This window comes from Blastococcus sp. SYSU D00813 (genome assembly GCF_054050735.1).
Genome location: NZ_JBJGZX010000013.1, coordinates 72015 through 93314 on the forward strand (window position 1 = coordinate 72015; position 21300 = coordinate 93314).

Genomic DNA, 21300 nt, shown 5'->3' on the forward strand with positions numbered 1-21300 from the left:
CGCGCTGACGGCGACGAGTGCGCAGATCTCGTCAGCGCGCGGCGACCTCGTACGTGTGCCCGGCCGCCCGCAGGCGGTCGACGAGCACGTCGCCGAACGCGGTCGCGGGCGTGAGCGAGCCGGCGCGGGCGGGCAGCCGGTCCCCGTCCAGCGCGAGGGCCAGCGCGCTCTCGCCGAGCATGACCGCCGTCGCCTTGTAGCCGGGGTCGCCCTGCCCGGCCGCCGTCGCGCGGTAGCGGCGGCCGGACTCGGTGCCCGCGTCGACGACCATGCGGAAGAAGCCGCGCTCGCGGGCCTCCTCGTCGGGTCCGCTGCCGGGTGCGGGCAGCACCTTGTCGAGCAGCGTGCGGGTGGGCCCGAAGGACATGGCCCCCAGCGCGCCGGCCAGCCCCGCCGTCACGCCGACCGCGGTGACGCCGCCGGCCAGGCCCCGGCCGGTGCCCATCACCTCCCCGTAGCGCAGACCGCGGCCGTAGGCCCAGTCCTGCAGCGCGTTGCTGCGGCGCACCACGCGGGTGTTGTACGAGGCCATCACGAAGGGCGCGGTCCAGCGGCCCTCGCCGTCGCGGGCCGGCGGCGCGGCGTCCGGCGGCTGCTCGGTGTCGGGCTCGGCGGCGCGGTCGGGGCTGAGCGCGAACGGGTCGCCGAGCACCCGGCGCAGCGAGCGGTCGGAGCCCACGGCCTCCACCTGGGCGCGCATCGAGTCGATCGTGCCGCCGCTGAACCCGCCCTTGGCGGTCGCCACCAGCCGGACGTCGGTCAGGCCGCCGGCGCCGTCGGCCCGGGCGCACTCGGCGAGCAGGTACACCGACAGGTCGGAGGGGATGGAGTCGTAGCCGCAGGAGTGCACGATCCGGGCGCCGGACCCCTTCGCGGCGGCGTCGGCGCGGTCGATGGCGTCCCGGTGGAACAGCACCTCGCCGGTCAGGTCGGCGTAGTGGGTGCCGGCGCGGGCGCACGCCTCCACCACCGGCAGGCCGTATCGGGCGTAGGGGCCGACCGTCGTCGCCAGCACCCGGGTGCCCTCGGCGAGCGCGGCGACCGCCGCCGGGTCGGTGGAGTCGGCCTCCACCAGCGGCCAGTCCCGCGCCGCCTCCGGCAGCCGGGAGCGGACGGCGGCCAGCCGGTCGGCCGACCGCCCGGCGAGGGCGATCCGCAGGCCGGCGGGGGCGGCTCCGGCGAGGTAGGCGGCCAGCAGCTCGCCCACGAAGCCGGAGGCGCCGTAGACGACGAGGTCGTGCGTGCGGTCGGGCATGCGGCCCATCCTCACCGAGCCCTGCGCCGACCGCCCTCCGGTGGCCGGTTCCGGCGCCGCCAGCGGATCCGGCCCAGGTGCGTGCGGGCGCGCGCGGGCAGGTCGACCGCGACCGGCGCCTCCCAGCCGCGCCACACCGACAGCACCCGCAGCACCGCCACCAGGACGATCACCAGGGCGGCCACCGGGAGCGGGTCGAGCCCGGCCGGCCCGGCCAGCAGGGTGAGCGCCGCCGCGCCGATCAGCGCGGCGACGGCGTTGTACGGGCCCGGCTGCACGATGTCGGCCCGCTGGGCCAGCAGCACGTCGCGGATCACGGCGCCGCCGACCGCCGTCAGCGTGCCGATGAACACCACCGACGCGCTCGGGAGCCCGGCCAGCTGCGCCTTCTGCGCGCCGATCACCGTGAAGAAGCCGAGCGTCACCGCGTCGAGGACGACGAGCAGCCCGGTGAGCCGCGAGAGCCAGCCGGAGAAGAAGAACGTGACCATGGCGGTGATCGCCACGGTGGGCAGGTAGGCCTCGTTGGTCAGCGCGACCGGTGGGCCGTCGGCGAGCAGCACGTCGCGGATCAGCCCGCCGCCCAGACCGCCGCTGACGGCCAGCAGCAGCACGCCGGAGACGGCGAAGCCCTCGCGGGCGGCGAGCAGCCCACCGGTGAGCGCGCCGACGACGATCGCGGCCAGGTCCACGGCCTGCGGCACGCGCAGGGTCTCCGCGGCCGCGGCGAGGGTGCTCACGATGGGAGTCTCCCTGGCCGCGCCACGGGTCCCCGGGACGGCCTCGTCCCAGGGGCCCGCGGCGGGCGGAGCGTGTCGTGGGGAGGACGAGGTCCTTCGACTACTGGCCGGGCGGGACGTCGACCGAGGTCGCGGTGTCGCCGGGCGGGGTGCGGCCGGTTGCGGCGCGCAGCTCCGCGTCGCGGGCCGCCATGGCCTCCTGTCGGCCGGCCTCCTCGCGGAGGACCGCCGCGTTCTTCCACGCCGCCGGGATGGCGAACCCGTCGACGAGCGTGACCAGGTGCGGCCGCAGCTCCTTCAGCAGCTGGTTCACCGTGGCCGTCAGCGCCTTCGACCGCGCCGGGGTCAGCTGCCCGTGCTCGAGGAACCAGCCCTTGTCGGCCTCGATCGTCGTCAGCGCGTACAGGTCGCAGACCGCCGACAGCAGCGCCTGCGCGTCGGGGTCGGTGGCCCGGTCCACGCCCGCCACGAAGGCCTCGAGGACGATCCGGTCGATGTGCGTCTGGGCGGTGCGCAGCACGTGGTCCTGCACGTCGTTGAACATGTCGAAGGGTTCCATGCCCTCCGTCTCGGAGTTGCGCCGCAGCCGCCGGATCGCGCCCTCGAGCGTGTGCTTCTCGCGGAACTCGAACATCTTCAGCTGCCAGCCGCGGTCCAGCAGCGGGACGTCGTCGTCCCGGCCGGGCACCGCGTCGACCAGCCGGGCGATCAGGCCGCGGGCCGCCGTCCGCTCCAGGACCGTCTCGCGGACCATGTCGGCGAAGAAGGAGACCTTGCCCCAGCCGTCCAGCGAGCCGAAGGCGTCGCGGTAGCCGGTCAGCAACCCCTTGGCCACCAGCTGCAGCAGCACCGTGTTGTCGCCCTCGAAGGTGCTGAAGACGTCGGTGTCGGCCTTGAGCTGCGGCAGCCGGTTCTCCTGCAGGTAGCCCGCGCCGCCCAGGGCCTCCCGGCACATCTGGATGGTGCGGGTCGCGTGCCAGGTGTTGGCGGCCTTGAGGCCGGCCGCGCGGGACTCGAGCTCCCGCTGCGCGGCCTCGTCGACCTCCTCGCCGTGCTCGTGCACCGCGGTCTGGACGTCGTGCATGGTGCCGACCAGCTCCTCCTGCGCGAAGTGCAGGGCGTAGGAGGTGGCCAGCGCCGGGAGCAGCTTGCGCTGGTGCACGAGGTAGTCGTTGATGACGATCTCCCGGTCGCGACCGGGAGCGGCGAACTGGCGGCGCACCTCGCCGTAGCGGACGGCGATGTCCAGCGCCATCTTGGTCGCCGACCCGGCCGAGCCGCCGACGCTGACCCGGCCGCGGACCAGGGTCCCCAGCATCGTGAAGAAGCGGCGGGTCTCGTTCTCGATGGCCGAGCTGTAGGTGCCGTCGGGGGCGACCTGGCCGTAGCGGTCCAGCAGCATGTCGCGCGGGACGGTGACGTGGTCGAAGGTCAGCCGGCCGTTGTCGACGCCGAGCAGGCCGGCCTTGGGGCCGTCGTCCCCGATCGTCACGCCCGGCACCGGGTTGCCCTCGGCGTCGCGGATCGGCACCAGCCAGGCGTGCACGCCGTGGTTCTCGCCCCGGGTGACCAGCTGGGCGAAGACGACGGCCATGCGGCCGTCCTTGGCCGCGTTGCCGATGTAGTCCTTGCGGGCGGCCTCGTGCGGGGTGTGCAGGTCGAAGGTCTGCGTCTCGGGGTCGTAGGTGCACGTGGTGCGCAGCTGCTGGACGTCGGAGCCGTGCCCGGTCTCGGTCATCGCGAAGCAGCCGGGCAGGTCGAAGCTCATGATGTCGCGCAGGTACGCGTCGTGGTGCCGCCTGGTGCCGAGCAGCTGCACGGCGCCGCCGAACAGCCCCCACTGGACGCCGGCCTTGACCATCAGCGACAGGTCGCCGAAGGCCAGCATCTCGATCGAGGTCACCGAGCCGCCGGCGTCGGCCTCGCCGCCGTACTCCTTGGGGAAGCCGAGACCCACCCGCCCGGTGCCGGCCAGCTTGGCGGCCAGCCGGGTGATCCGGTCGCGGGCCTCCTGCATCGTCTCGCCGTAGACGGGCGCGTACTCGGGGTCGCCGAGCTGCTCGCGGGCGTCGCGCCGCACGTGCGACCAGCGTCCGTCGAGCACCTCCTGCAGGCGGGCCGGGTCGACGGTGCGGGGCAGGGACTGGGTCACTGGTCCTCCTCGGACTCGGGGACGGCGGGGCTCGGGACGGCGGGATCGGCGGGGACGGCGGGTCGGGTGCCCGGGAGCACGCCGGCGAGGCCGGCCCAGGCGAGCTCGGTGAGGTGGGCGGCGAGATCCGCCCGGAGCAGGGGGCGGTCGGCGGCCAGCCACCAGTCGGCGGCCGAGCGGACCAGGCCCACCAGGCCGTGGCCCCACGGCTCGGCCGGCGCCGGGTCGCGGCCGGCCGCGGTCAGCGCGGCGGCCACGAGGGCGGCGGCCTGGCCGCCCACCAGGTCGGACAGCGTGGTGATCGGGTCGGCGTCGACGGGCCGGTCGAGCAGCGGGTGCTGGACGACGAAGCGGTAGAGCTCCGGGTCGGCCTCGAGGAAGGCGAGGTAGGTCTCGACGGCCGCGCTGACCATCGCGCGCGGGTCGGTGCTGCTGGCCATGGCCTCGCGCAGCCGCGCGGTCAGCTGGTCGGCCACCCGGGTGCAGACGGCGACGTACAGCTCCCCGCGGTCGGCGAAGTGCCGGTAGACGACGGTCTTGCTGGTGCCGGCCGCGGCGGCGATCTCGTCCATGCCGACGCCGGCGCCGTGCCGGGCGACGGCGGCCAGCGTGGCGTCGACGAGCTGCTCGCGGCGGGCGCGCCGGTGCTCGTCCCAGCGCGAGCTGCGCCGGTCGCGGGCCGGCACCGGCTCGCGGCGGGGACCGGCGGCAGCCGACCGCTCCGACTCGCGGCGCTCCCCGGGGTGGGTGACCTTGTCCTGCGACGTGCCTCTCACAGCGTCGAGTTTCATGTAACCGAAGGTACTGGGTACTCTTGGTACCGGCAACGCGAGACCAGGGGGGCACTTCGCGCGCGAAAGGCTCCCCACGACCCCTGGAGGTCCTCATGGCCAGCACTCGCAAGGCGGCGATCGTCGGCGGCAACCGGATCCCGTTCGCGCGGTCCAACTCCGCCTACGCGCAGGCGTCGAACCAGGACATGCTCACCGCGACGCTCGACGGGCTGGTCGCGCGCTTCGGGCTGCAGGGCGAGCAGGTGGGCGAGGTCGTCGCCGGCGCCGTCCTCAAGCACGCGCGCGACTTCAACCTCACGCGCGAGGCGGTGCTGGGGTCGCGGCTGTCGGCGTCGACCCCGGCCTACGACGTCCAGCAGGCGTGCGGCACCGGGCTGGAGGCGGCGGTCCTCGTCGCCAACAAGATCGCGCTCGGGCAGATCGAGTCCGGCATCGCCGGCGGCACCGACACCACCTCCGACGCGCCGCTGGCCGTCAACGAGGACCTGCGGCGGGCGTTGATCAGGCTCAACTCCGCCAAGACGTGGCAGCAGCGGCTCAAGGCGCTGTCGGGCATCCGCCCCGGCCAGCTGGCGCCCGAGATCCCGCGCAACGCCGAGCCGCGCACCGGCCTGGCGATGGGCGACCACGCGGCGATCACCGCCAAGGAGTGGGAAATCGGTCGCGAGGAGCAGGACGAGCTGACCGTCCGCTCGCACCGCAACCTCGCCGCCGCCTACGACCGCGGCTTCTTCGACGACCTGGTCACGCCCTACCTCGGCCTCTCCCGTGACCAGAACCTGCGCCCGGACTCCTCGATGGAGAAGCTGGCCAGGCTCGAGCCGGTCTTCGGCGAGGGCCCGGACGCGACGATGACGGCCGGCAACTCCACCCCGCTGACCGACGGCGCCTCCGCCGTCCTGCTGGCCTCCGACGAGTGGGCAGCCGAGCGCGGGCTGCCGGTGCTGGCCCACCTCGTCGACGCGCAGACGGCGGCGGTCGACTACGTGCACGGCGGCGAGGGCCTGCTCATGGCGCCGGCCTACGCCGTGCCGGTGATGCTGGCGCGCCAGGGCCTGACGCTGCAGGACTTCGACTTCTACGAGATCCACGAGGCGTTCGCCTCGACGGTGCTGGCGACCATGAAGGCCTGGGAGGACCCGCGCTTCTGCAAGGAGCGGCTGGGCCTCGACGCCCCGCTGGGCACGATCGACCGGTCGAAGATCAACGTCAACGGCTCGTCGCTGGCCGCCGGCCACCCGTTCGCCGCGACCGGCGGTCGGATCGTCGCGATGCTCGCCAAGACGCTGCACGAGGCCGGGCCCGGCAAGCGCGGCCTGATCTCCATCTGCGCCGCCGGCGGCCAGGGCGTCGTCGCGATCCTCGAGTCCTGATCCCCCTGACGTTCCACGTGCAACTGCGCGGTCCTGCCCCGGGCGGGACCGCGCGGGCGCACGGACGACCCGGAAGGAGCACCTCCCGTGAGCGACTGGTACCGCGACTTCGCCAACTCCGGCCTCGGCACGACGATCACCAGGCAGCTGGGCCTGCCCCGCCCGGCGGTGCTGCGCCGGTACGAGCCCGGCCAGTCCCTGCTGCCCGGTCCGGCCGTCGTCGGCACGGCCGGCGAGGGCCGGCTCCGCGACACCCTGACCCGGGTGCTGGCCGACGCCGACGTGACCCTGCTCCCGGCGGTGGACCCCGACGGCGAGAAGCCGGCCGCCGTCCTCCTCGACGCGACCGGCGTGACGGCCCCCGGCCAGCTGGCCGCGGCGCACGAGTTCCTCGCCCCGGCGGTCAAGCGGCTGCGGCCCTCGGGCCGGGTGCTGGTCCTGGCCGACCCGCCCGCGGCCACCGACTCCCCGGCCACGGCCGCGGCCCGGCAGGCGCTCGACGGGCTGGTCCGCTCCATCGGCAAGGAGCTGCTGAACGGCTCGACGTCCAACCTCGTGTACGTGCCCGAGGGCGCCGAGGTCGCGCTCGCCTCCCCGGTCCGCTTCTTCCTCTCCGGCCGCTCGGCATACGTCGACGGGCAGGTGCTCACCCTGTCGGCCGCCGACGTCCCCGCCGGTGGGGACGCGGAGCGGCCGCTGGCGGGCGAGGTCGCCGTCGTCACCGGGGCGGCGCGCGGCATCGGTGCCGCGATCGCCCGGGTGATGGCGCGCGACGGCGCCCACGTCGTCGCCGTCGACGTGCCGGCGGCGGGGGAGTCGCTGGCCGAGGTCGCCAACGAGATCGGCGGGACGGCGTTCCAGCTCGACATCACCGCCGCCGACGCGCCGGCCCGGCTGGTGGAGCACCTGCGGGAGCGGCACGGCGGGGTCGACGTCGTCGTCCACAACGCCGGGATCACCCGCGACAAGCTGCTGGTCAACATGGACGCCGCCCGCTGGAACTCGGTCATGGCGGTGAACCTGCAGGCCCAGCTCGACATCACCGAGGCGTTGCTGGCCGCCGACGGGCTGCTGCGCGAGAACGCCCGCGTGGTCTGCGTCAGCTCGCAGTCGGGCATCGCCGGCAACCGCGGCCAGACCAACTACGCGGCGAGCAAGGCCGGGATCATCGGCATGGTCCGCGCCTGGGCGCCGGCGTTCGCCGCACGCGGGGCCACCATCAACGCCGTCGCGCCCGGGTTCATCGTCACCGAGATGACCGCGAAGATGCCGTTCGGCACCCGGGAGGTGGGCTCGCGGATCAACTCGCTGCAGCAGGGCGGCCTGCCCGTCGACGTCGCCGAGACGATCGCCTGGCTGTCCCAGCCGGGCAGCGCCGGCGTCAACGGCCAGGTCGTGCGGGTCTGCGGCCAGTCGATGCTGGGGGCCTGACGTGGGCACGACCGTGCTCGACGCGCCGCCCAACATGGCGGCGCTGTTCGCCCGCGCCGCGCTCACCGCCCGTGGCCGCGGCGGCGGCCTGCCGGACACCCGGCTGGCCCGCCGTGGCGTCCCGGTCGACCCGGCCGAGGTGGCCGCCTACGCCCGCGTGTGCCGCTTCCCGCTGGCCGACGCGTCGCCGGTGACCTACCCGCACGTGCTGGCGTTCCCGCTGCAGGTCGCGCTGATGACCGACCGCTCCTTCCCGCTGGCGCTGCCCGGTCTCGTGCACGTGCGCAACCGGGTCGAGCAGCTGCGGCCGGTCGGGCTGGGGGAGGCCCTCGACCTGGAGGTGTGGGCCGAGCGCTTCGCCCGGCACCGCAGCGGGGCGACCGTCGACCTGTGCGCCTCTGTCTCCGCCGGCGGTGCCGAGGTGTGGCGGGGCCGGTCGACCTACCTGGCGCGCGGCGCGACGGCGCCGGAGGGCGCGCCGGACGCCGACGTCGAGGTGGACGTCGCCGACCTCCCGCCCGGCACGATCACCTGGCGGGTGCCCGACGACGCCGGCCGCCGGTACGCCGCCGTCTCCGGCGACGTGAACCCGATCCACCTGTCCGGGCTCACCGCCAAGGCCTTCGGCTTCAAGCGGGCGATCGCGCACGGCATGTGGGTGAAGGCCCGGGCCCTGGCTGCGCTGTCGGGCCGCCTGCCCGACGCGGTCGCCGTCGACGTCGCCTTCCGCAAGCCGCTGTTCCTGCCCTCGACGGTCACCCTCGCCACCGCGCCCCGCGGTGCGGGGTGGGACCTCGCCGTCCGCAACGCGAAGGCCGGCACCGAGCACCTGTTCGGCACCACCCGCCCGCTCTGAGCCACCCCGACCGAGGAGACCGCCCGCATGCCCGTGTCGTTCGACCTGACCCCCGACCAGACCGAGCTGCAGAAGTGGGTGCACGACTTCGCCGCGGACGTCGTCCGCCCGGCGGCCGCCGACTACGACGAGCGCGAGGCGTTCCCGTGGCCGGTGCTGCAGGAGGCGGCGAAGATCGGCCTCTACTCGCTGGACTTCTTCGCCACCCAGTGGTTCGACGAGTCGGGCCTCGGCATCCCGATCACCATGGAGGAGCTCTTCTGGGGTGATGCCGGGATCGGGCTGGCGATCGTCGGCACCACGCTGGCCGCGGCGTCGGTGCGGGCCAACGGCACCGACGAGCAGGTGGGCACGTGGATCCCGGCGATGTTCGGCACCGAGGCCGAGCCCAAGGTGGCCGCCTTCTGCTCGAGCGAGCCCGACGCCGGGTCCGACGTCGGCGCGATGCGCACCCGCGCCGTCTACGACGAGGCGACCGGCGAGTGGGTGCTCAACGGCACCAAGACGTGGGCGACCAACGGCGGCATCGCCGACATCCACGTGGTGAACGCCGTCGTCGACCCGCAGCTGCGGGCGCGCGGGCACGCCAGCTTCGTCGTGCCCCCGGGCACGAAGGGCATCAGCCAGGGGCAGAAGTTCCTCAAGCACGGCATCCGCGCCTCGCACACGGCCGAGGTGGTGCTCGAGGACTGCCGCATCCCCGGCGACTGCCTGCTCGGGGGCCGGGAGAAGCTCGAGGAGCGGCTGGCCCGGGCCCGCGAGGGCGCGCGCACCGGCCGCACGCAGCCGTCGATGGCCACCTTCGAGCGCACCCGCCCGGCCGTCGGCGCCCAGGCCGTCGGCGTCGCCCGCGCCGCGTACGACTACGCGCTCGAGTACGCCAAGCAGCGCGAGCAGTTCGGGAAGCCGATCGTCGAGAACCAGGCGATCGCCTTCATGCTCGCCGACATGAAGACGTCGATCGACGCCGCCCGGCTGCTCGTCTGGCGGGCCGCCTGGATGGCGCGGGTCGGCGAGCGGTTCACCGCCGCCGAGGGCTCGATGTCCAAGCTGGTCGCCGGCGAGACCGCCGTCCGGGTGACCGAGAAGGCGATGCAGATCCTCGGCGGGAACGGCTACACCCGCGAGTACCCGGTCGAGCGGATGGCCCGCGACGCCAAGATCTACACGATCTTCGAGGGGACGTCGGAGATCCAGCGGCTGGTCATCGCGCGGACCATCTCTGGTGCACAGTTGCGCTGAACAGTGACGTGTGGGGTCTGAAACGGGCAGATCTCGACAAGGAGGAGCTGCTCGGTTCATCGTCTTTCGGCGCGAGAACGCCTCCCGCTCATCGCGGGCCACATGGTCTCGTCTCGCCTCGTCCGGCACACCGGACGAGCGAGCCCGGCGCGTACCGGGCACAGACCCGGGAGTTCCCGTGCAGATCGCGCCCCTGACCCGGCGTGCGCTCGGCCTCGCAGCCGCCAGTGCGATAGCCGCGTCGTCGTCCGTCCTCGTCCTGGGCGGCATCGCCCAGGCCGCTCCGGCACCCCTGCCGGAGATCACCTTCTCCACCGACCCCGCACGCGCCACCTACGGCGCCACCGTCATCGACGGCTCCTTCGACGTGCAGGAGGGCTACTGCGGCATCGAGTGGGCCGTCGTCGGCGGCCAGGGCGGCTCCAGCTCCGACGGCTCCGGCGACGCCGGCACCTCCGCCGACGAGGTGACCGGCATCGGGCCCGCCACCCCGGGGACCTACACCGTCGTCGTCGGGGGGCTCGGCTCACCCGGGACCCCCGAGGCGGGCGGGGCCGGCGGCACCGGCGCCACGCCCGGTCAGGACGGCGCCGGCGCCGCGACCGGCGGCGGTGGCGGCAGCACCCAGGTCACCGGCCCCGGCGGCCTGTCGATCACAGCGGCGGGTGGCGACGGCGTGGGCGTCGGCGGCGCCGCGGGCGGTGCCGGTGGCGGCACGAGCGGGTTCACCCCCGCGGACGCCGAGATGTCCGTCGCCCCCACCGGCCGGGTCGGCGCCGGGTTCGTCGAGGCGACCCTCCTGCCGTGCCAGGTGGACGAGGCCGCGCCGGCGCCGGGCGTGCCCGACGACGTGACGGTGGAGGACGGCGACGGCGAGACCCTGGTCCGCTTCGCGCAGACCTTCGGCGACGGCGAGACCACGGGCGACCCGGAGTCCTACGAGTACCGGGTCGACGGCGGCCCGTGGCTGCCGGCGACCACGGCGTGGGACGAGGCGCACCAGCGCGTGTCCTTCCCGGTGACCGGTCTGGAGAACGGCGAGGCCTACGAGATCCAGGTGCGGGCGCTCAACCACGAGGGTCTCGCCGGCGCGCCGACCGAGCCCGTCACCGCCCGCCCGTTCGTGACCGCCGGACCGCCGACCGCCGTGACCGCCACCCCGGGCGTCGCCTCGGTGCGGGTGGACTGGGACCCGGTCGCCGACCCGGGCACCTACGGCGTCGACCACTACGAGGTCGACCTCGTCTACTCGGGCAACGGGACCAGCGGCCGGGAGAACGTCTGCCAGACGACCGACGTCTTCTCCTGCCTCATCGGCCTCGACACCGAGGTCGGGTTCGCCTACAGCGTGGTCGTGACGTCGGTCGACGACCACGGGCACCGCGGGGAGGACTCCGTCGTCGTCCCCGTGGCCGGCCCCGCCTCCCCGGCGGTCCCGGCGACGGTCCCGGCCTCGGACGGCACCATCGTCCGGGGCGACGGCGGCACCGGCTCGCTGCCCGCGGGCTCGTCGGTGACGCTGTCGGGTGACGGGTACCTGATCGGCTCCACGGTCACGGTGGCGATCTACTCGGCGCCGCAGGTGCTCGGGCACACGACCGCCGGCGTCGACGGTCGCTGGGAGCTCACCGTCACGCTGCCCGCCGGGCTGGCCGACGGCACGCACACCCTGGTGGCCTCCGGCGTCGACGCCGACGGCAACCCGCGCTACCTGACCCTGCCGGTCACGGTCACCGGCGGGACCGCGGCCCCGGCCGGTGCCGCGGGCGGCTCCTCGGGCGGCTCCTCGGGCGGCTCGTCGGGTGGGCTCGCCTACACCGGCGCCGACGTCGCCCTGCCGGCGATCGGCGGCCTGGCCGCCCTCGCCATCGGCGGCGGGCTCGTCCTCGCCGGGCGGCGCAAGCGGGCCGCTGCGGCCGAGTAGTCACAGCACCCCACGGCGGCCGCCGTCCCCCTCCGGGACGGCGGCCGCTGTCGCGTCCGGCGGCCGGAACGCGATCGGGCTGAACTGATCCGCACAACGGCGTCCCCTCCGGTTCGTCGACTTCCGGCTGGAGTCGCGCCCCGCTGACCTGCGCTTTCCCGTCCGCCGGTCACGATCCGGTCTCGTGACGCCCCAGGCGTTCCGTGCCGTGCGGCGTGGCGTGCCGGGAGCCGGCGGCGTGGTCCCGTTCCGCCGAGGCCCGGGGACCCCGGGCCGGCGAGCCCGGCGCGACCGGGCGCATCTCGGGGAGTTCCCGTGCACCTCGCAGCACCGTCCCGGCGCGCGCTCGGCCTCGCGGCCGTCGGCGCGATCGCCGCGTCCACCAGCGTCCTCGGCGTCGGTGGTGTCGCGCAGGCCGCGCCGCCGCCGTCACCGCTGCCGATGCTGGCCTTCTCCACCGATCCGGACCGCGTGGCCGACGACTACCAGCTGATCGAGGGCTCCTTCGAGGTCCCGACCGGCTACTGCTCCATCGACTGGTTCGTCCTCGGCGGTGCCGGCGGCGCCGGCACCGGCGGCGCCGGCGCGGCGGGCGGGATCGTCGCCGGGCTCACCGACGCGGTCCCGGGCACGTACACGCCCGTCCTCGGTGACGCCGGTGCCGACGGCCTGGGCACGACCCCCGGCGCCGGCGGGGCCGGCGACCCGGCGGGGGCGGCCGGCGCGACGGGGATGACGATGGCGCCCACCGGTCCGGGCGGGGCGCTCGTGCCCGTGCCCTCCGGCGCGGGGGGTGGCGGCGGTGGCGGGACGTCGGTCGCCGGTCCCGGCGGCGGCTTCATCCGGGCTGCCGGCGGCGCCGGCGGCATGGCCGACGCGGGCATGGGAAGCGGTGCCGGCGGCGGGGTCAACGGCTTCGACATGGCCGGCGACGAGGGCCTCAGCGCGGGCGTCTCCGACTACGACGGGTGGAGCGGCGTCGTCGAGGCCGTCCTGACCCCGTGTGAGGAGGAGGTCGTCGAGCCGGCGCCGCCGGCGCCCGACGACGTGACGGCCGAGGACCGCGACGGTGAGGCGCTCGTGCGCTTCACCGAGACCTGGGGCGATGGTGAGGCCACGGGCGACCCCGCCTCCTACGAGGTCAGCGTCGACGGCGGCGCGTTCGAGCCCGTCGCCACCGCCTGGGACGAGGCCTGGCAGCGCGAGTCGTTCCTGCTCTCCGGCGTCACGACCGTCGTCAACGGGCAGGAGTACGAGATCGCCGTCCGCGCACTCAACGCGGACGGAGTGCCCGGCCCGGCCGGCGAGGTCGTCACGGCGCGGCCGTTCGTCCCGGCGAGCCCGCCCACCGGCGTCAGCGTCGACCCGGGCGTCGCCTCGGTCCGGGTGGACTGGGATCCCGTCGCCACCCCCGGCACCTATGGGGTCGACCACTACGACGTCGACCTCATCTACTCCGGCGGTGAGTTCGGCGGGCGGGAGAACGTCTGCAGCACCACGGACGTGTTCTCCTGCCTGATCGGTCTCGACACCCAGGTGGGCTTCACCTACAGCGTCGTGGTCACCACCGTCGACGCGTGGGGCCACTACGGTGCGGACTCCGTCGTCGTCCCCGTCGGGGCTCCGGCCGCGCCGTCGGTCCCGGCGACGGTCCCGGCCTCGGACGGCTCCATCTCGCGGACGGACGGCGGCTCAGGAGTGGTGGGCGCGGGCTCCACGGTCACCCTGTCCGGCGACGGCTACCTGCCGGGGTCGACCGTGACGCTGATCGTCTACTCGACGCCGCAGGTGCTCGGCCACACGACCGCCGACGTCGACGGCCACTGGGAGGTCAGCGTCGTGATCCCGGCGGGCCTGGTCTCCGGTGCGCACACACTGGTCGCCTCCGGGGTCGACGCCGCGGGGAACCCGCGGTTCGTGACCCTGCCCATCACGGTCACCGGCGGTGCCGCCGGTGGTGGCACGGGCGCCGGCGGGGGTCTGGCCTACACCGGTGCCGACGTCGCCGTCCCGGCGATCGGTGGCCTGGCCGCCCTCGCCGTCGGCGGCGGGCTGGTCCTCGCCGGCCGGCGTCGCCGCACGGCCGAGTAGCGCCCGCTGCACCCGGCGGCCGCCGTCCCTCCCCGGGGACGGCGGCCGGCCGCGTTCTGGCAGCCGAATTGATAACGGTCAGATAACGGAACGCCTCGCTGGTGCCAGTACGGGGCGTCACCCGCTCGGGCGGATGAGCACGCCTGGTGAGGTGAACGACACGAACCGTCATGTCCAGTGAACCGCGGGCGATCCCGAGGAGTAGGCGTGCACGTGTCCCACCGGAGCCCGGGCAGCCGCCGGGCGAGCATCGTCACCGCCGCGTTCGCGGCCGCCCTGGCCGGCGCCGCCGTCGCGGCCCCCGCCGCCGTGGCCGCGCCCGACGGGCTGGGCGGGACCGTCGTCGCAGCGCCCGGCCTGGGTGTGGTCCCGGTGACCGTCCCCGCCGGGCAGTGCGCCGTCACCCTCGACCTGGTCTCCGGGGCCGGCGACGACCCGGCCGCCCAGCGCGCCGTCTTCGCCGCCGTGGACGTGTCCAGCGGGGAGCAGCTCCTCCTGGCTCCGGGCCTGACCGGGTCGCCCACGGGCGTCCCGTCGGAGGTCCTGGCCGCGGGCGGCACCCCCGAGACCCTCCTGAGCACCACCGACCCCGACGCCGCGCAGCCGTACCAGGCCGAGGACCAGGGCCGGGTCACCTACGAGTTCCTCCCGTGCCTCAAGCCGCGCAGCCCCAACCTCCAGTCGGTCACCCCGGACGGCCCGGACGCGCTGACCCTGCGGTTCCTGCCCTCCCCGCACGAGCCGGGCAGCGGGCTCGACCGGGTCACCGGCTACGAGGCCAGCACCGACGGCGGCGAGACCTGGGTGCCCGTGACCACCTGGCAGGAGGACGGCGACGCCGCCCTGTACGCCACCGTCGACGGCCTGCCCCGCGCCGACCACGTCGTCGGCGTCCGCGCGACGAGCGCCACCGGCCCGAGCCCGACCGACGACGCGGACTTCGTCGCGGCCTCGCTGCTGCTGCAGCTGGGCACGCCGACCGGCGTCACGGCGACGCCGGGCACGTCCTCGCTCGCCGTCGGCTGGACGCCGCCCGCGGACGCCGCCGGCATCACCGGCTACCGCGTCGTCGCGACCCCCGTCGGCGGCGGGGCCCCGGTCGTCTGCGACGTCGCGGCCGGCGTGACCGGCTGCCTGATCGGCGTCCCGGCCGGGGTGGCCTACGGCGTCGTCGTCTCCTCGGTGGGGCCGGCCGGCGAGTTCGTGACCGTGCCGGCTGCCCCGGTCACCACCGCGGTGGTGCCCGCACCCGCCGTCCCGGCGGCGGTGCCGCCGGCTGCCGGGCCGCTCGACGTCCCCACCTCGGCGGTCCCCGGCGGATCGCTGCCCGTGCGCGGCGCCGGCTTCCTGCCGCACTCGACCGTGACCCTCGTCGTCTACTCCACGCCGACGGTCCTCGGGACGGTGGTCACCGACGCGACCGGCGCGTTCTCCGGCACCGTCGTGCTGCCCGCGGGGCTGGCGCCCGGCGCGCACACGCTCGCCGCCGTCGGGGTCGGCCCGGCCGGGGACGCCCGCTCCCTCGTGTCGGCGGTGACCGTCGCCGGGGCGGCGCCGGCCGCCCGTGCGGGGACGGGCGTCGCGCTGGCCTACACCGGCGTCGAGGTCACCGGCCCGGCCGTGACCGGGGCGGCGGCGCTCGTGCTCGGCGGCGTCCTCACCCTCGCCGGCCGGCGTCGCCGTCCCACCGGGTAGCGCGCCCGGCCGGACCCCGGGACGGCCGGCCCGGGGGCTGTAACGAGCGGGTGACGATCGCCGCCCCACCCTGCGGGCTCCGGGCACCAGGAGCAGGGTCGGGGACGGACGACGTCGCCGAGCCGCTCGGAGGTCCCCGTGCGCACGACCCGACTGCTGCCCCTGCTCACCGCCGGCGTGCTGGTCCTGGCCAGCTGCGGAGGAGGCGACGAGGTCGACACCGGCGGAGGCGGCGGGGGCGGTGGGGACGACGTGCTGGTCGCCGCGGTCAGCGCCGAGCCCGACCAGTTCGACCCGCACGTCACCAACGCCTACGCGAGCTTCCAGGTGCTGGAGAACGTCTACGACACCCTCGTGGTCCCCAACGCGCAGGACCTGACGATGGAGCCGAGCCTGGCGGAGTCGTGGACCACCAGCGACGACCAGCTGAGCTGGACGTTCACCCTCCGCGACGGCGTCACCTTCCACGACGGCAGCGAGTTCGACTCCGCCGACGTGGTCTACAGCTACCGCCGGATCATCGACGAGGAGCTGTCCAACTCCTACCGGTTCGAGACGGTCGCCGACGTGACCGCGCCCGACCCGCGGACCGTCGTCATCACGCTGACCCGGCCCACGCCGAACCTGCTCGAGCAGATCGGCGCCTTCAAGGGCATGGCGATCGTCTCCGAGGGCGCCGCCGACGAGTTCGACCTGCAGTCGGAGGCGAACGGCACCGGCCCCTTCCGGCTGGAGAGCTCCGACGCCAACAGCACCGTGCTGACCACCTTCGACGACTACTGGGGCGACGCGCCGAGCATCGGCGGCGTGGAGTTCCGCTACATCAGCGAGCCGACCTCGGCGCTCACCGCGCTGCGCAACGGCGAGGTGCGGTGGACCGACAACGTGCCGCCGCAGAACGTCGAGTCCCTCGAGGGCGACGACGAGGTGGAGCTCGGCTCGGTCACCAGCGTCGAGTACTTCTACCTGTCGATGAACTACGCCGTCCCGCCGTTCGACAACCGGGACGTCCGCCGGGCCATCGCCACCGCCATCGACCGCGACGAGGTCACCCAGGCCGCCCGGTTCGGCGCCGCCCAGGTCAACCAGACGGCGATCCCCGAGGGCAGCCCCTGGTACACCGACTACGCCCCGTTCGAGCCGGACCAGGAGGCCGCGCGGCAGCTGCTGGAGCAGGCGGGGGTGCAGACCCCGCTGACGATGGGGCTGATGGTCACCGACGAGTACCCCGAGACGGTGGCCGCTGCGCAGGTCATCGCCGCCCAGCTCGAGCCGGTCGGCATCGAGGTGGAGATCCAGGAGGAGGACTTCGCCACCTGGCTGGCCCGGCAGGGCGACGGCGACTTCGACGCCTTCATGCTCAGCTGGATCGGCAACATCGACCCGGCCGACTTCTACGAGAACCAGCACCTGTCCACCGGCGGCAGCAACTACCAGGGCTACAGCAACCCGCAGGTCGACCAGCTGCTCACCGCGGCGGCCACCGAGGTCGACGAGACCGCCCGCAAGGACCTCTACGACCAGGCCGCCCGGATCATCGTCGACGACGTCTCCTACCTGTACCTCTACAACCCCGACGAGGTGCAGGCCTGGGCGCCGGGGCTGACCGGCTACGAGGTGCGCGCCGACGCGGCGATCAACTTCGAGAACGTGGAGCTGCCCTGACCGGTTACCTGCTCCGGCGGGTCGGCCAGGCGCTCGTCGTCCTGGTCGGGGTCAGCGTCCTCGTCTTCTCGCTGATCCACCTCGTCCGGGGCGACCCGATCCGGCGCGCGCTGGGCACCCGGTTCTCCCAGGAGACCTACGACGCCCTCCGCGAGCGCAGCGGGCTGGACCTGCCGCTGGTCCAGCAGTACTTCCGCTGGGCGGGCAACGCCCTCACCGGCGACCTCGGCGTCAGCTTCCGCACCGGGCAGACCGTGAACTCCATGATCGCCGAGCGGCTGCCGGCCACCCTGACGCTGGCCTTCGCGGCGCTGGTCGTCGCCCTGGTCATCGCGCTGCCGCTGGGCATGCTCTCGGCGCTGCACCCGCGGTCGTTCGTCGACCGGATCGCCACCGTGCTCAGCCAGATCGGCATCTCGGTGCCGGACTTCTGGCTGTCGATCATGCTGATCCTGCTGTTCGCCGGGACGCTGGGCTGGCTGCCCTCGGGCGGCTACGTCTCGCTGACCGAGGACCCGCTGGGCTGGCTCGAGCGGCTCGTGCTGCCGGCGGTCGCCACCGGCGTCGTCTCCGGCTCGGTGATCACCCGCTTCGTCCGGTCGAGCATGCTCGAGGCGCTGGGCTCCGACCACGTGCGGACGGCGCAGGCCAAGGGGCTGCCGACCCGGCAGGTGCTCGGCTGGCACGTGCTGCGCAACGCCCTGCTGCCGCTGGTCACCGTCACCGGCGTCCAGCTGGCCTACCTGCTGTCCGGCGTCGTGGTCGTGGAGATCGTCTTCTCCTGGCCCGGGCTCGGGCAGCTCGCGCTGCAGGCGGTCCGCGACCGCGACTTCCCGGTGCTGCAGGGCGCGGTCCTGCTGTTCGCCCTCGTGTTCCTGGTGATCAACCTGCTGGTGGACCTGCTCTACAGCCGGATCGACCCGAGGATCTCCCGCCGATGACCCAGCTGCCGACCCCCGGGGCGAACCCCGCCGAGCCGCCGCCGGCCGAGCTGCCGCCCAGCCGCCCGGCCCGCCCCCGCTGGCGGGAGACGCTGGGCCTGCTGGCGCGCAACCCGACGGCGGCCGTCTCGGCGCTCGTGCTGATCGCGATCGTCCTGGTCGCCGTCCTCGACGAGACCCTCGCCCCCGACGGGCCCAACGACCAGGACCAGTCCCGCAGCCTGCAGCCGCCGAGCTGGGACCACCCGTTCGGCACCGACGAGTTCGGCCGCGACATCCTCAGCCGGGTGGTCCTGGGCGCCGCGACGTCGCTGCGCGTCGGCTTCCTGTCCGTGGCGTTCGCCCTGGTGGTCGGCACGCTGATCGGGCTGCTGGCCGGCTACTACGGCCGGTGGGTGGACGACGTCCTCATGCGGCTGATGGACGTGCTCTTCGCCTTCCCCGCGGTGCTGCTGGCCATCGCCATCGTCGGGATCCGCGGCGCCGGCCCCACCAACGCGGTCCTCGCCATCGGCATCGTCTACGTGCCGATCTTCGCCCGGGTCACCCGCGCCAGCGTGCTGGGCGTCCGCGAGGAGGTGTACGTGCGCGCCTCGCGGTCGGTGGGCGCCTCGGACCTACGGCTGATCACCCGGCACGTGCTGCCCAACGCCGCGCCGCCGATCATCGTGCAGACCTCGATCAGCCTCGCGTTCGCCGTCCTGGCCGAGGCGGCGCTGTCGTTCCTCGGCCTGGGGCCGCAGCGGCCCGACCCCTCGTGGGGGCTGATGCTCTCCGACAGCCGCGGCTTCATCGACCAGGCCTGGTGGTACTCGGTGTTCCCGGGCCTGGCGATCGTGCTGACGGTCCTGTGCTTCAACCTGCTCGGCGACGGGCTGCGCGACGTGCTCGACCCGCGGCAGCGGACGCTGATGGCCGGGGGCGGCCGATGAGCTCCCCGGTGCTGGAGGTCGAGGACCTGCGGGTGCGGCTGCGCACCCCGCGGGGGACGGCGCACGTGGTCAACGGGCTGGACTACACCGTCGGGCCCGGCGAGACGGTCGCGGTGGTGGGGGAGTCGGGCAGCGGCAAGAGCGTCTCGGTGCTGGCGCTCATGGGGCTGCTCCCGGCCGGGACGGCGACGGTGACCGGCCGGGCCCTGCTCAACGGCGAGGACCTGCTGGCCATGCCGCCGGACCGGCTGCGGCGGGTCCGCGGACCGGGCATGGGCATGGTGTTCCAGGACCCGATGACCTCCCTCAACCCGGTGCTGACGGTGGGCCGGCAGCTGGTCGAGGGCATCCGCGCGCACCAGCGGGTGTCCAAGCAGGCCGCCCGGGCCCGCGCCGTGGAGCTCCTGGCGGAGGTGGGGCTGCCCGACCCGGGGAGGGCGGTCGACCGGTACCCGCACGAGCTCTCCGGCGGGATGCGCCAGCGCGTCATGATCGCCATCGCGCTGAGCAACTCACCGGCGCTGCTGGTCGCCGACGAGGCCACCACCGCCCTCGACGTCACCGTGCAGGCGCAGATCCTCGACCTGGTCGAGCGGCTGCAGACCGAGCACGGCACCGGCGTCGTCTGGATCACCCACGACCTCGGCGTCGTCGCGGGGATCGCCGACCGGGTCCTGGTGATGTACGGCGGGCGGTGCGTGGAGGACGGCACGGTGGACGACGTCCTGGAGCGGCCGGCCCACCCCTACACCCGCGGCCTGCTCGGCGCCCTGCCCGACCTCGCCGAGCCGCTGGCCGACGGGAGCCGGCGCGACCTGGCCACCATCCCCGGGGTCCCGCCGCCGCCGACGGACCTGCCGGCCGGGTGCGTGTTCTGGCCGCGCTGCCCGGTGCGCGGCGACACCCGGTGCGAGACCGAGCAGCCGCCCCTGGCCGAGGTGGGGAGCACCCCGCGCGCGGAAGTCCCTCCGGTGGAGAGCACTTCGCGCGCGAAAGGCTCCCCCGGGCCGGCGCACCGGGCGGCCACCTGGTGCGGGGAGGGCCCGCGATGACGGACGACGTCCTGGTCTCCGTGCGCGGCCTCGAGGTGCACTTCCCGGTCCGCGGGGGTGGGGTCCTGCGGCGGGGCACCGGCGCCGTCCGCGCGGTCGACGGCGTGGACCTCGACATCCGCCGGGGCGAGACCCTCGGCCTGGTGGGGGAGTCCGGCTGCGGCAAGTCCACGCTGGGCAACGCGCTGCTGCGGCTGGTCGAGCCGACCGGCGGCACGGTGACCTTCGACGGCACCGACGTCACCGCACTGGGCCGGCGCGAGCTGCGGGAGCTGCGCCGCCGGGCCGGCATGGTGTTCCAGGACCCGTTCGCCTCGCTCGACCCCCGCCGCACGGTCGCCCAGACGGTGTCCGAGCCGCTGGAGGTGCACCGGCTGCGCTCCGGCCGCCGCGAGCGCGCCGCCCGGGTGGCGGAGCTGCTGGAGCTGGTCGGCCTGGACCCGGCCGTCGCCGGCCGCTACCCGCACGAGTTCTCCGGCGGCCAGCGGCAGCGGGTCGGCATCGCCCGGGCGCTGGCCGGCGAGCCGGACTTCCTGGTCTGCGACGAGGCCATCGCCTCCCTCGACGTGAGCGTGCAGGCCCAGGTGCTCAACCTGCTCCGCCGCCTGCAGCGGCAGCTGGGGCTGACCCTGCTGTTCGTCTCGCACGACCTGTCGGCGGTCCGGCACGTCGCCGACCGGATCGCGGTCATGTACCTCGGGCGGGTCGTCGAGATCGGGCCCGCGGAGGCGGTCGGCGGGGACCCGCAGATGCCCTACACCCAGGCGCTGCTCTCGGCGGTGCCGGTGCCGCACCCGGAGCTGGAGCGGTCCCGGCAGCGGATCGTGCTGCGCGGTGACGTCCCCTCGCCCTCGGCGGTGCCCAGCGGCTGCCGCTTCCGCACGCGCTGCCCCTCGGCCTTCGAGCCGTGCCCGGACGTCGACCCGGCCCTGCAACCGGTCGGGTCGGCGCCGGGCCACGTCGCGGCCTGCCACCTGCACGGCGTCGTCGGCACGCCGGTGGCCCGGGAGGACGACGTCCCGGAGGGTCCCGCACCGGCCGACGCCGCCCGCGCGCCCCGCCCGGCGGGACGGGAGGCCGGCTGACCGGCCACTCCCCGGGCGCGTTCCGGACGTCGCGGGCGGGATCGGGCCGGTGGGGTCCGGGACCCGCCCGCA

Annotated in this window: 16 protein-coding genes; 12 read left to right on the forward strand and 4 right to left on the reverse strand. The window is 75.1% G+C overall.

All coding sequences use genetic code 11. The annotated features are described in order from the left end of the window. Positions 1-31 precede the first annotated feature (31 nt). The 4 genes from ACI8AX_RS11570 to ACI8AX_RS11585 form a co-directional block, all read right to left on the reverse strand. Positions 32-1255: a saccharopine dehydrogenase family protein gene (locus tag ACI8AX_RS11570; RefSeq protein WP_456549957.1), complete on the reverse strand. Its 1224-nt coding sequence runs from the start codon at positions 1253-1255 to the stop codon at positions 32-34. Positions 1256-1266: 11 nt separating this feature from the next. Next, a complete protein-coding gene (locus tag ACI8AX_RS11575; RefSeq protein WP_456549958.1) occupies positions 1267-1995 on the reverse strand; it encodes a trimeric intracellular cation channel family protein in 729 nt (242 codons plus the stop codon). A 100-nt stretch (positions 1996-2095) separates the two neighbouring features. Next, complete coding sequence (locus ACI8AX_RS11580; RefSeq protein ID WP_456549959.1) at positions 2096-4147, reverse strand: acyl-CoA dehydrogenase family protein; 2052 nt, start codon at positions 4145-4147, stop codon at positions 2096-2098. Then, entirely contained in the window at positions 4144-4923 is a 780-nt protein-coding gene (locus tag ACI8AX_RS11585) for a TetR/AcrR family transcriptional regulator (protein ID WP_456549960.1), read from the reverse strand. Before ACI8AX_RS11585 ends, ACI8AX_RS11580 begins: the two co-directional genes overlap by 4 nt. Positions 4924-5033: 110 nt before the next feature. Between ACI8AX_RS11585 and ACI8AX_RS11590 the strand changes: the two genes are divergently transcribed. From ACI8AX_RS11590 to ACI8AX_RS11645, 12 genes are all read left to right on the forward strand, one after another. Further along, positions 5034-6314: an acetyl-CoA C-acetyltransferase gene (locus ACI8AX_RS11590; protein WP_456549961.1), complete on the forward strand. Its 1281-nt coding sequence runs from the start codon at positions 5034-5036 to the stop codon at positions 6312-6314. An 87-nt stretch (positions 6315-6401) separates the two neighbouring features. Further along, positions 6402-7745 (forward strand): 3-oxoacyl-ACP reductase, encoded by a 1344-nt coding sequence (locus ACI8AX_RS11595; RefSeq protein ID WP_456549962.1) that lies wholly within the window; start codon positions 6402-6404, stop codon positions 7743-7745. 1 nt (position 7746) lies between these two features. After that, complete coding sequence (locus ACI8AX_RS11600) at positions 7747-8601, forward strand: MaoC family dehydratase (protein WP_456549963.1); 855 nt, start codon at positions 7747-7749, stop codon at positions 8599-8601. A 27-nt stretch (positions 8602-8628) separates the two neighbouring features. After that, positions 8629-9843 (forward strand): acyl-CoA dehydrogenase family protein, encoded by a 1215-nt coding sequence (locus ACI8AX_RS11605; RefSeq protein ID WP_456549964.1) that lies wholly within the window; start codon positions 8629-8631, stop codon positions 9841-9843. Positions 9844-10021: 178 nt separating this feature from the next. Beyond that, complete coding sequence (locus ACI8AX_RS11610) at positions 10022-11767, forward strand: hypothetical protein (protein WP_456549965.1); 1746 nt, start codon at positions 10022-10024, stop codon at positions 11765-11767. Between the two features lie 315 nt (positions 11768-12082). Next, on the forward strand, positions 12083-13858 hold the full coding sequence (locus ACI8AX_RS11615; protein WP_456549966.1) for a hypothetical protein: 1776 nt from the start codon (positions 12083-12085) through the stop codon (positions 13856-13858). Positions 13859-14065: 207 nt separating this feature from the next. After that, on the forward strand, positions 14066-15553 hold the full coding sequence (locus ACI8AX_RS11620) for a hypothetical protein (RefSeq protein WP_456549967.1): 1488 nt from the start codon (positions 14066-14068) through the stop codon (positions 15551-15553). Positions 15554-15691: 138 nt separating this feature from the next. Next, a complete protein-coding gene (locus tag ACI8AX_RS11625; protein ID WP_456549968.1) occupies positions 15692-17218 on the forward strand; it encodes an ABC transporter substrate-binding protein in 1527 nt (508 codons plus the stop codon). 8 nt (positions 17219-17226) lie between these two features. Beyond that, a complete protein-coding gene (locus ACI8AX_RS11630) occupies positions 17227-18159 on the forward strand; it encodes an ABC transporter permease (protein ID WP_456550005.1) in 933 nt (310 codons plus the stop codon). Beyond that, the gene (locus tag ACI8AX_RS11635; protein WP_456549969.1) at positions 18156-19091 is read left to right on the forward strand and encodes an ABC transporter permease; all 936 of its coding nucleotides are present in this window, start codon (positions 18156-18158) and stop codon (positions 19089-19091) included. The genes ACI8AX_RS11630 and ACI8AX_RS11635 overlap by 4 nt, the downstream gene beginning before the upstream one ends. Beyond that, positions 19088-20143, forward strand: coding sequence for an ABC transporter ATP-binding protein (locus ACI8AX_RS11640; protein ID WP_456549970.1), 1056 nt, complete (start codon positions 19088-19090; stop codon positions 20141-20143). The genes ACI8AX_RS11635 and ACI8AX_RS11640 overlap by 4 nt, the downstream gene beginning before the upstream one ends. Further along, positions 20140-21228, forward strand: a complete 1089-nt coding sequence (locus ACI8AX_RS11645; RefSeq protein ID WP_456549971.1) for an ABC transporter ATP-binding protein — start codon at positions 20140-20142, stop codon at positions 21226-21228. The genes ACI8AX_RS11640 and ACI8AX_RS11645 overlap by 4 nt, the downstream gene beginning before the upstream one ends. Positions 21229-21300: the final 72 nt, after the last annotated feature.

Coding starts and splice junctions, on each gene's coding strand:
- ACI8AX_RS11570 (WP_456549957.1), bottom strand. CDS start 1,255: ATGCCCGACCGCACGCACGACCTCGTCGTCTACGGCGCCTCCGGCTTC.
- ACI8AX_RS11605 (WP_456549964.1), top strand. CDS start 8,629: ATGCCCGTGTCGTTCGACCTGACCCCCGACCAGACCGAGCTGCAGAAG.
- ACI8AX_RS11635 (WP_456549969.1), top strand. CDS start 18,156: ATGACCCAGCTGCCGACCCCCGGGGCGAACCCCGCCGAGCCGCCGCCG.
- ACI8AX_RS11590 (WP_456549961.1), top strand. CDS start 5,034: ATGGCCAGCACTCGCAAGGCGGCGATCGTCGGCGGCAACCGGATCCCG.
- ACI8AX_RS11640 (WP_456549970.1), top strand. CDS start 19,088: ATGAGCTCCCCGGTGCTGGAGGTCGAGGACCTGCGGGTGCGGCTGCGC.
- ACI8AX_RS11645 (WP_456549971.1), top strand. CDS start 20,140: ATGACGGACGACGTCCTGGTCTCCGTGCGCGGCCTCGAGGTGCACTTC.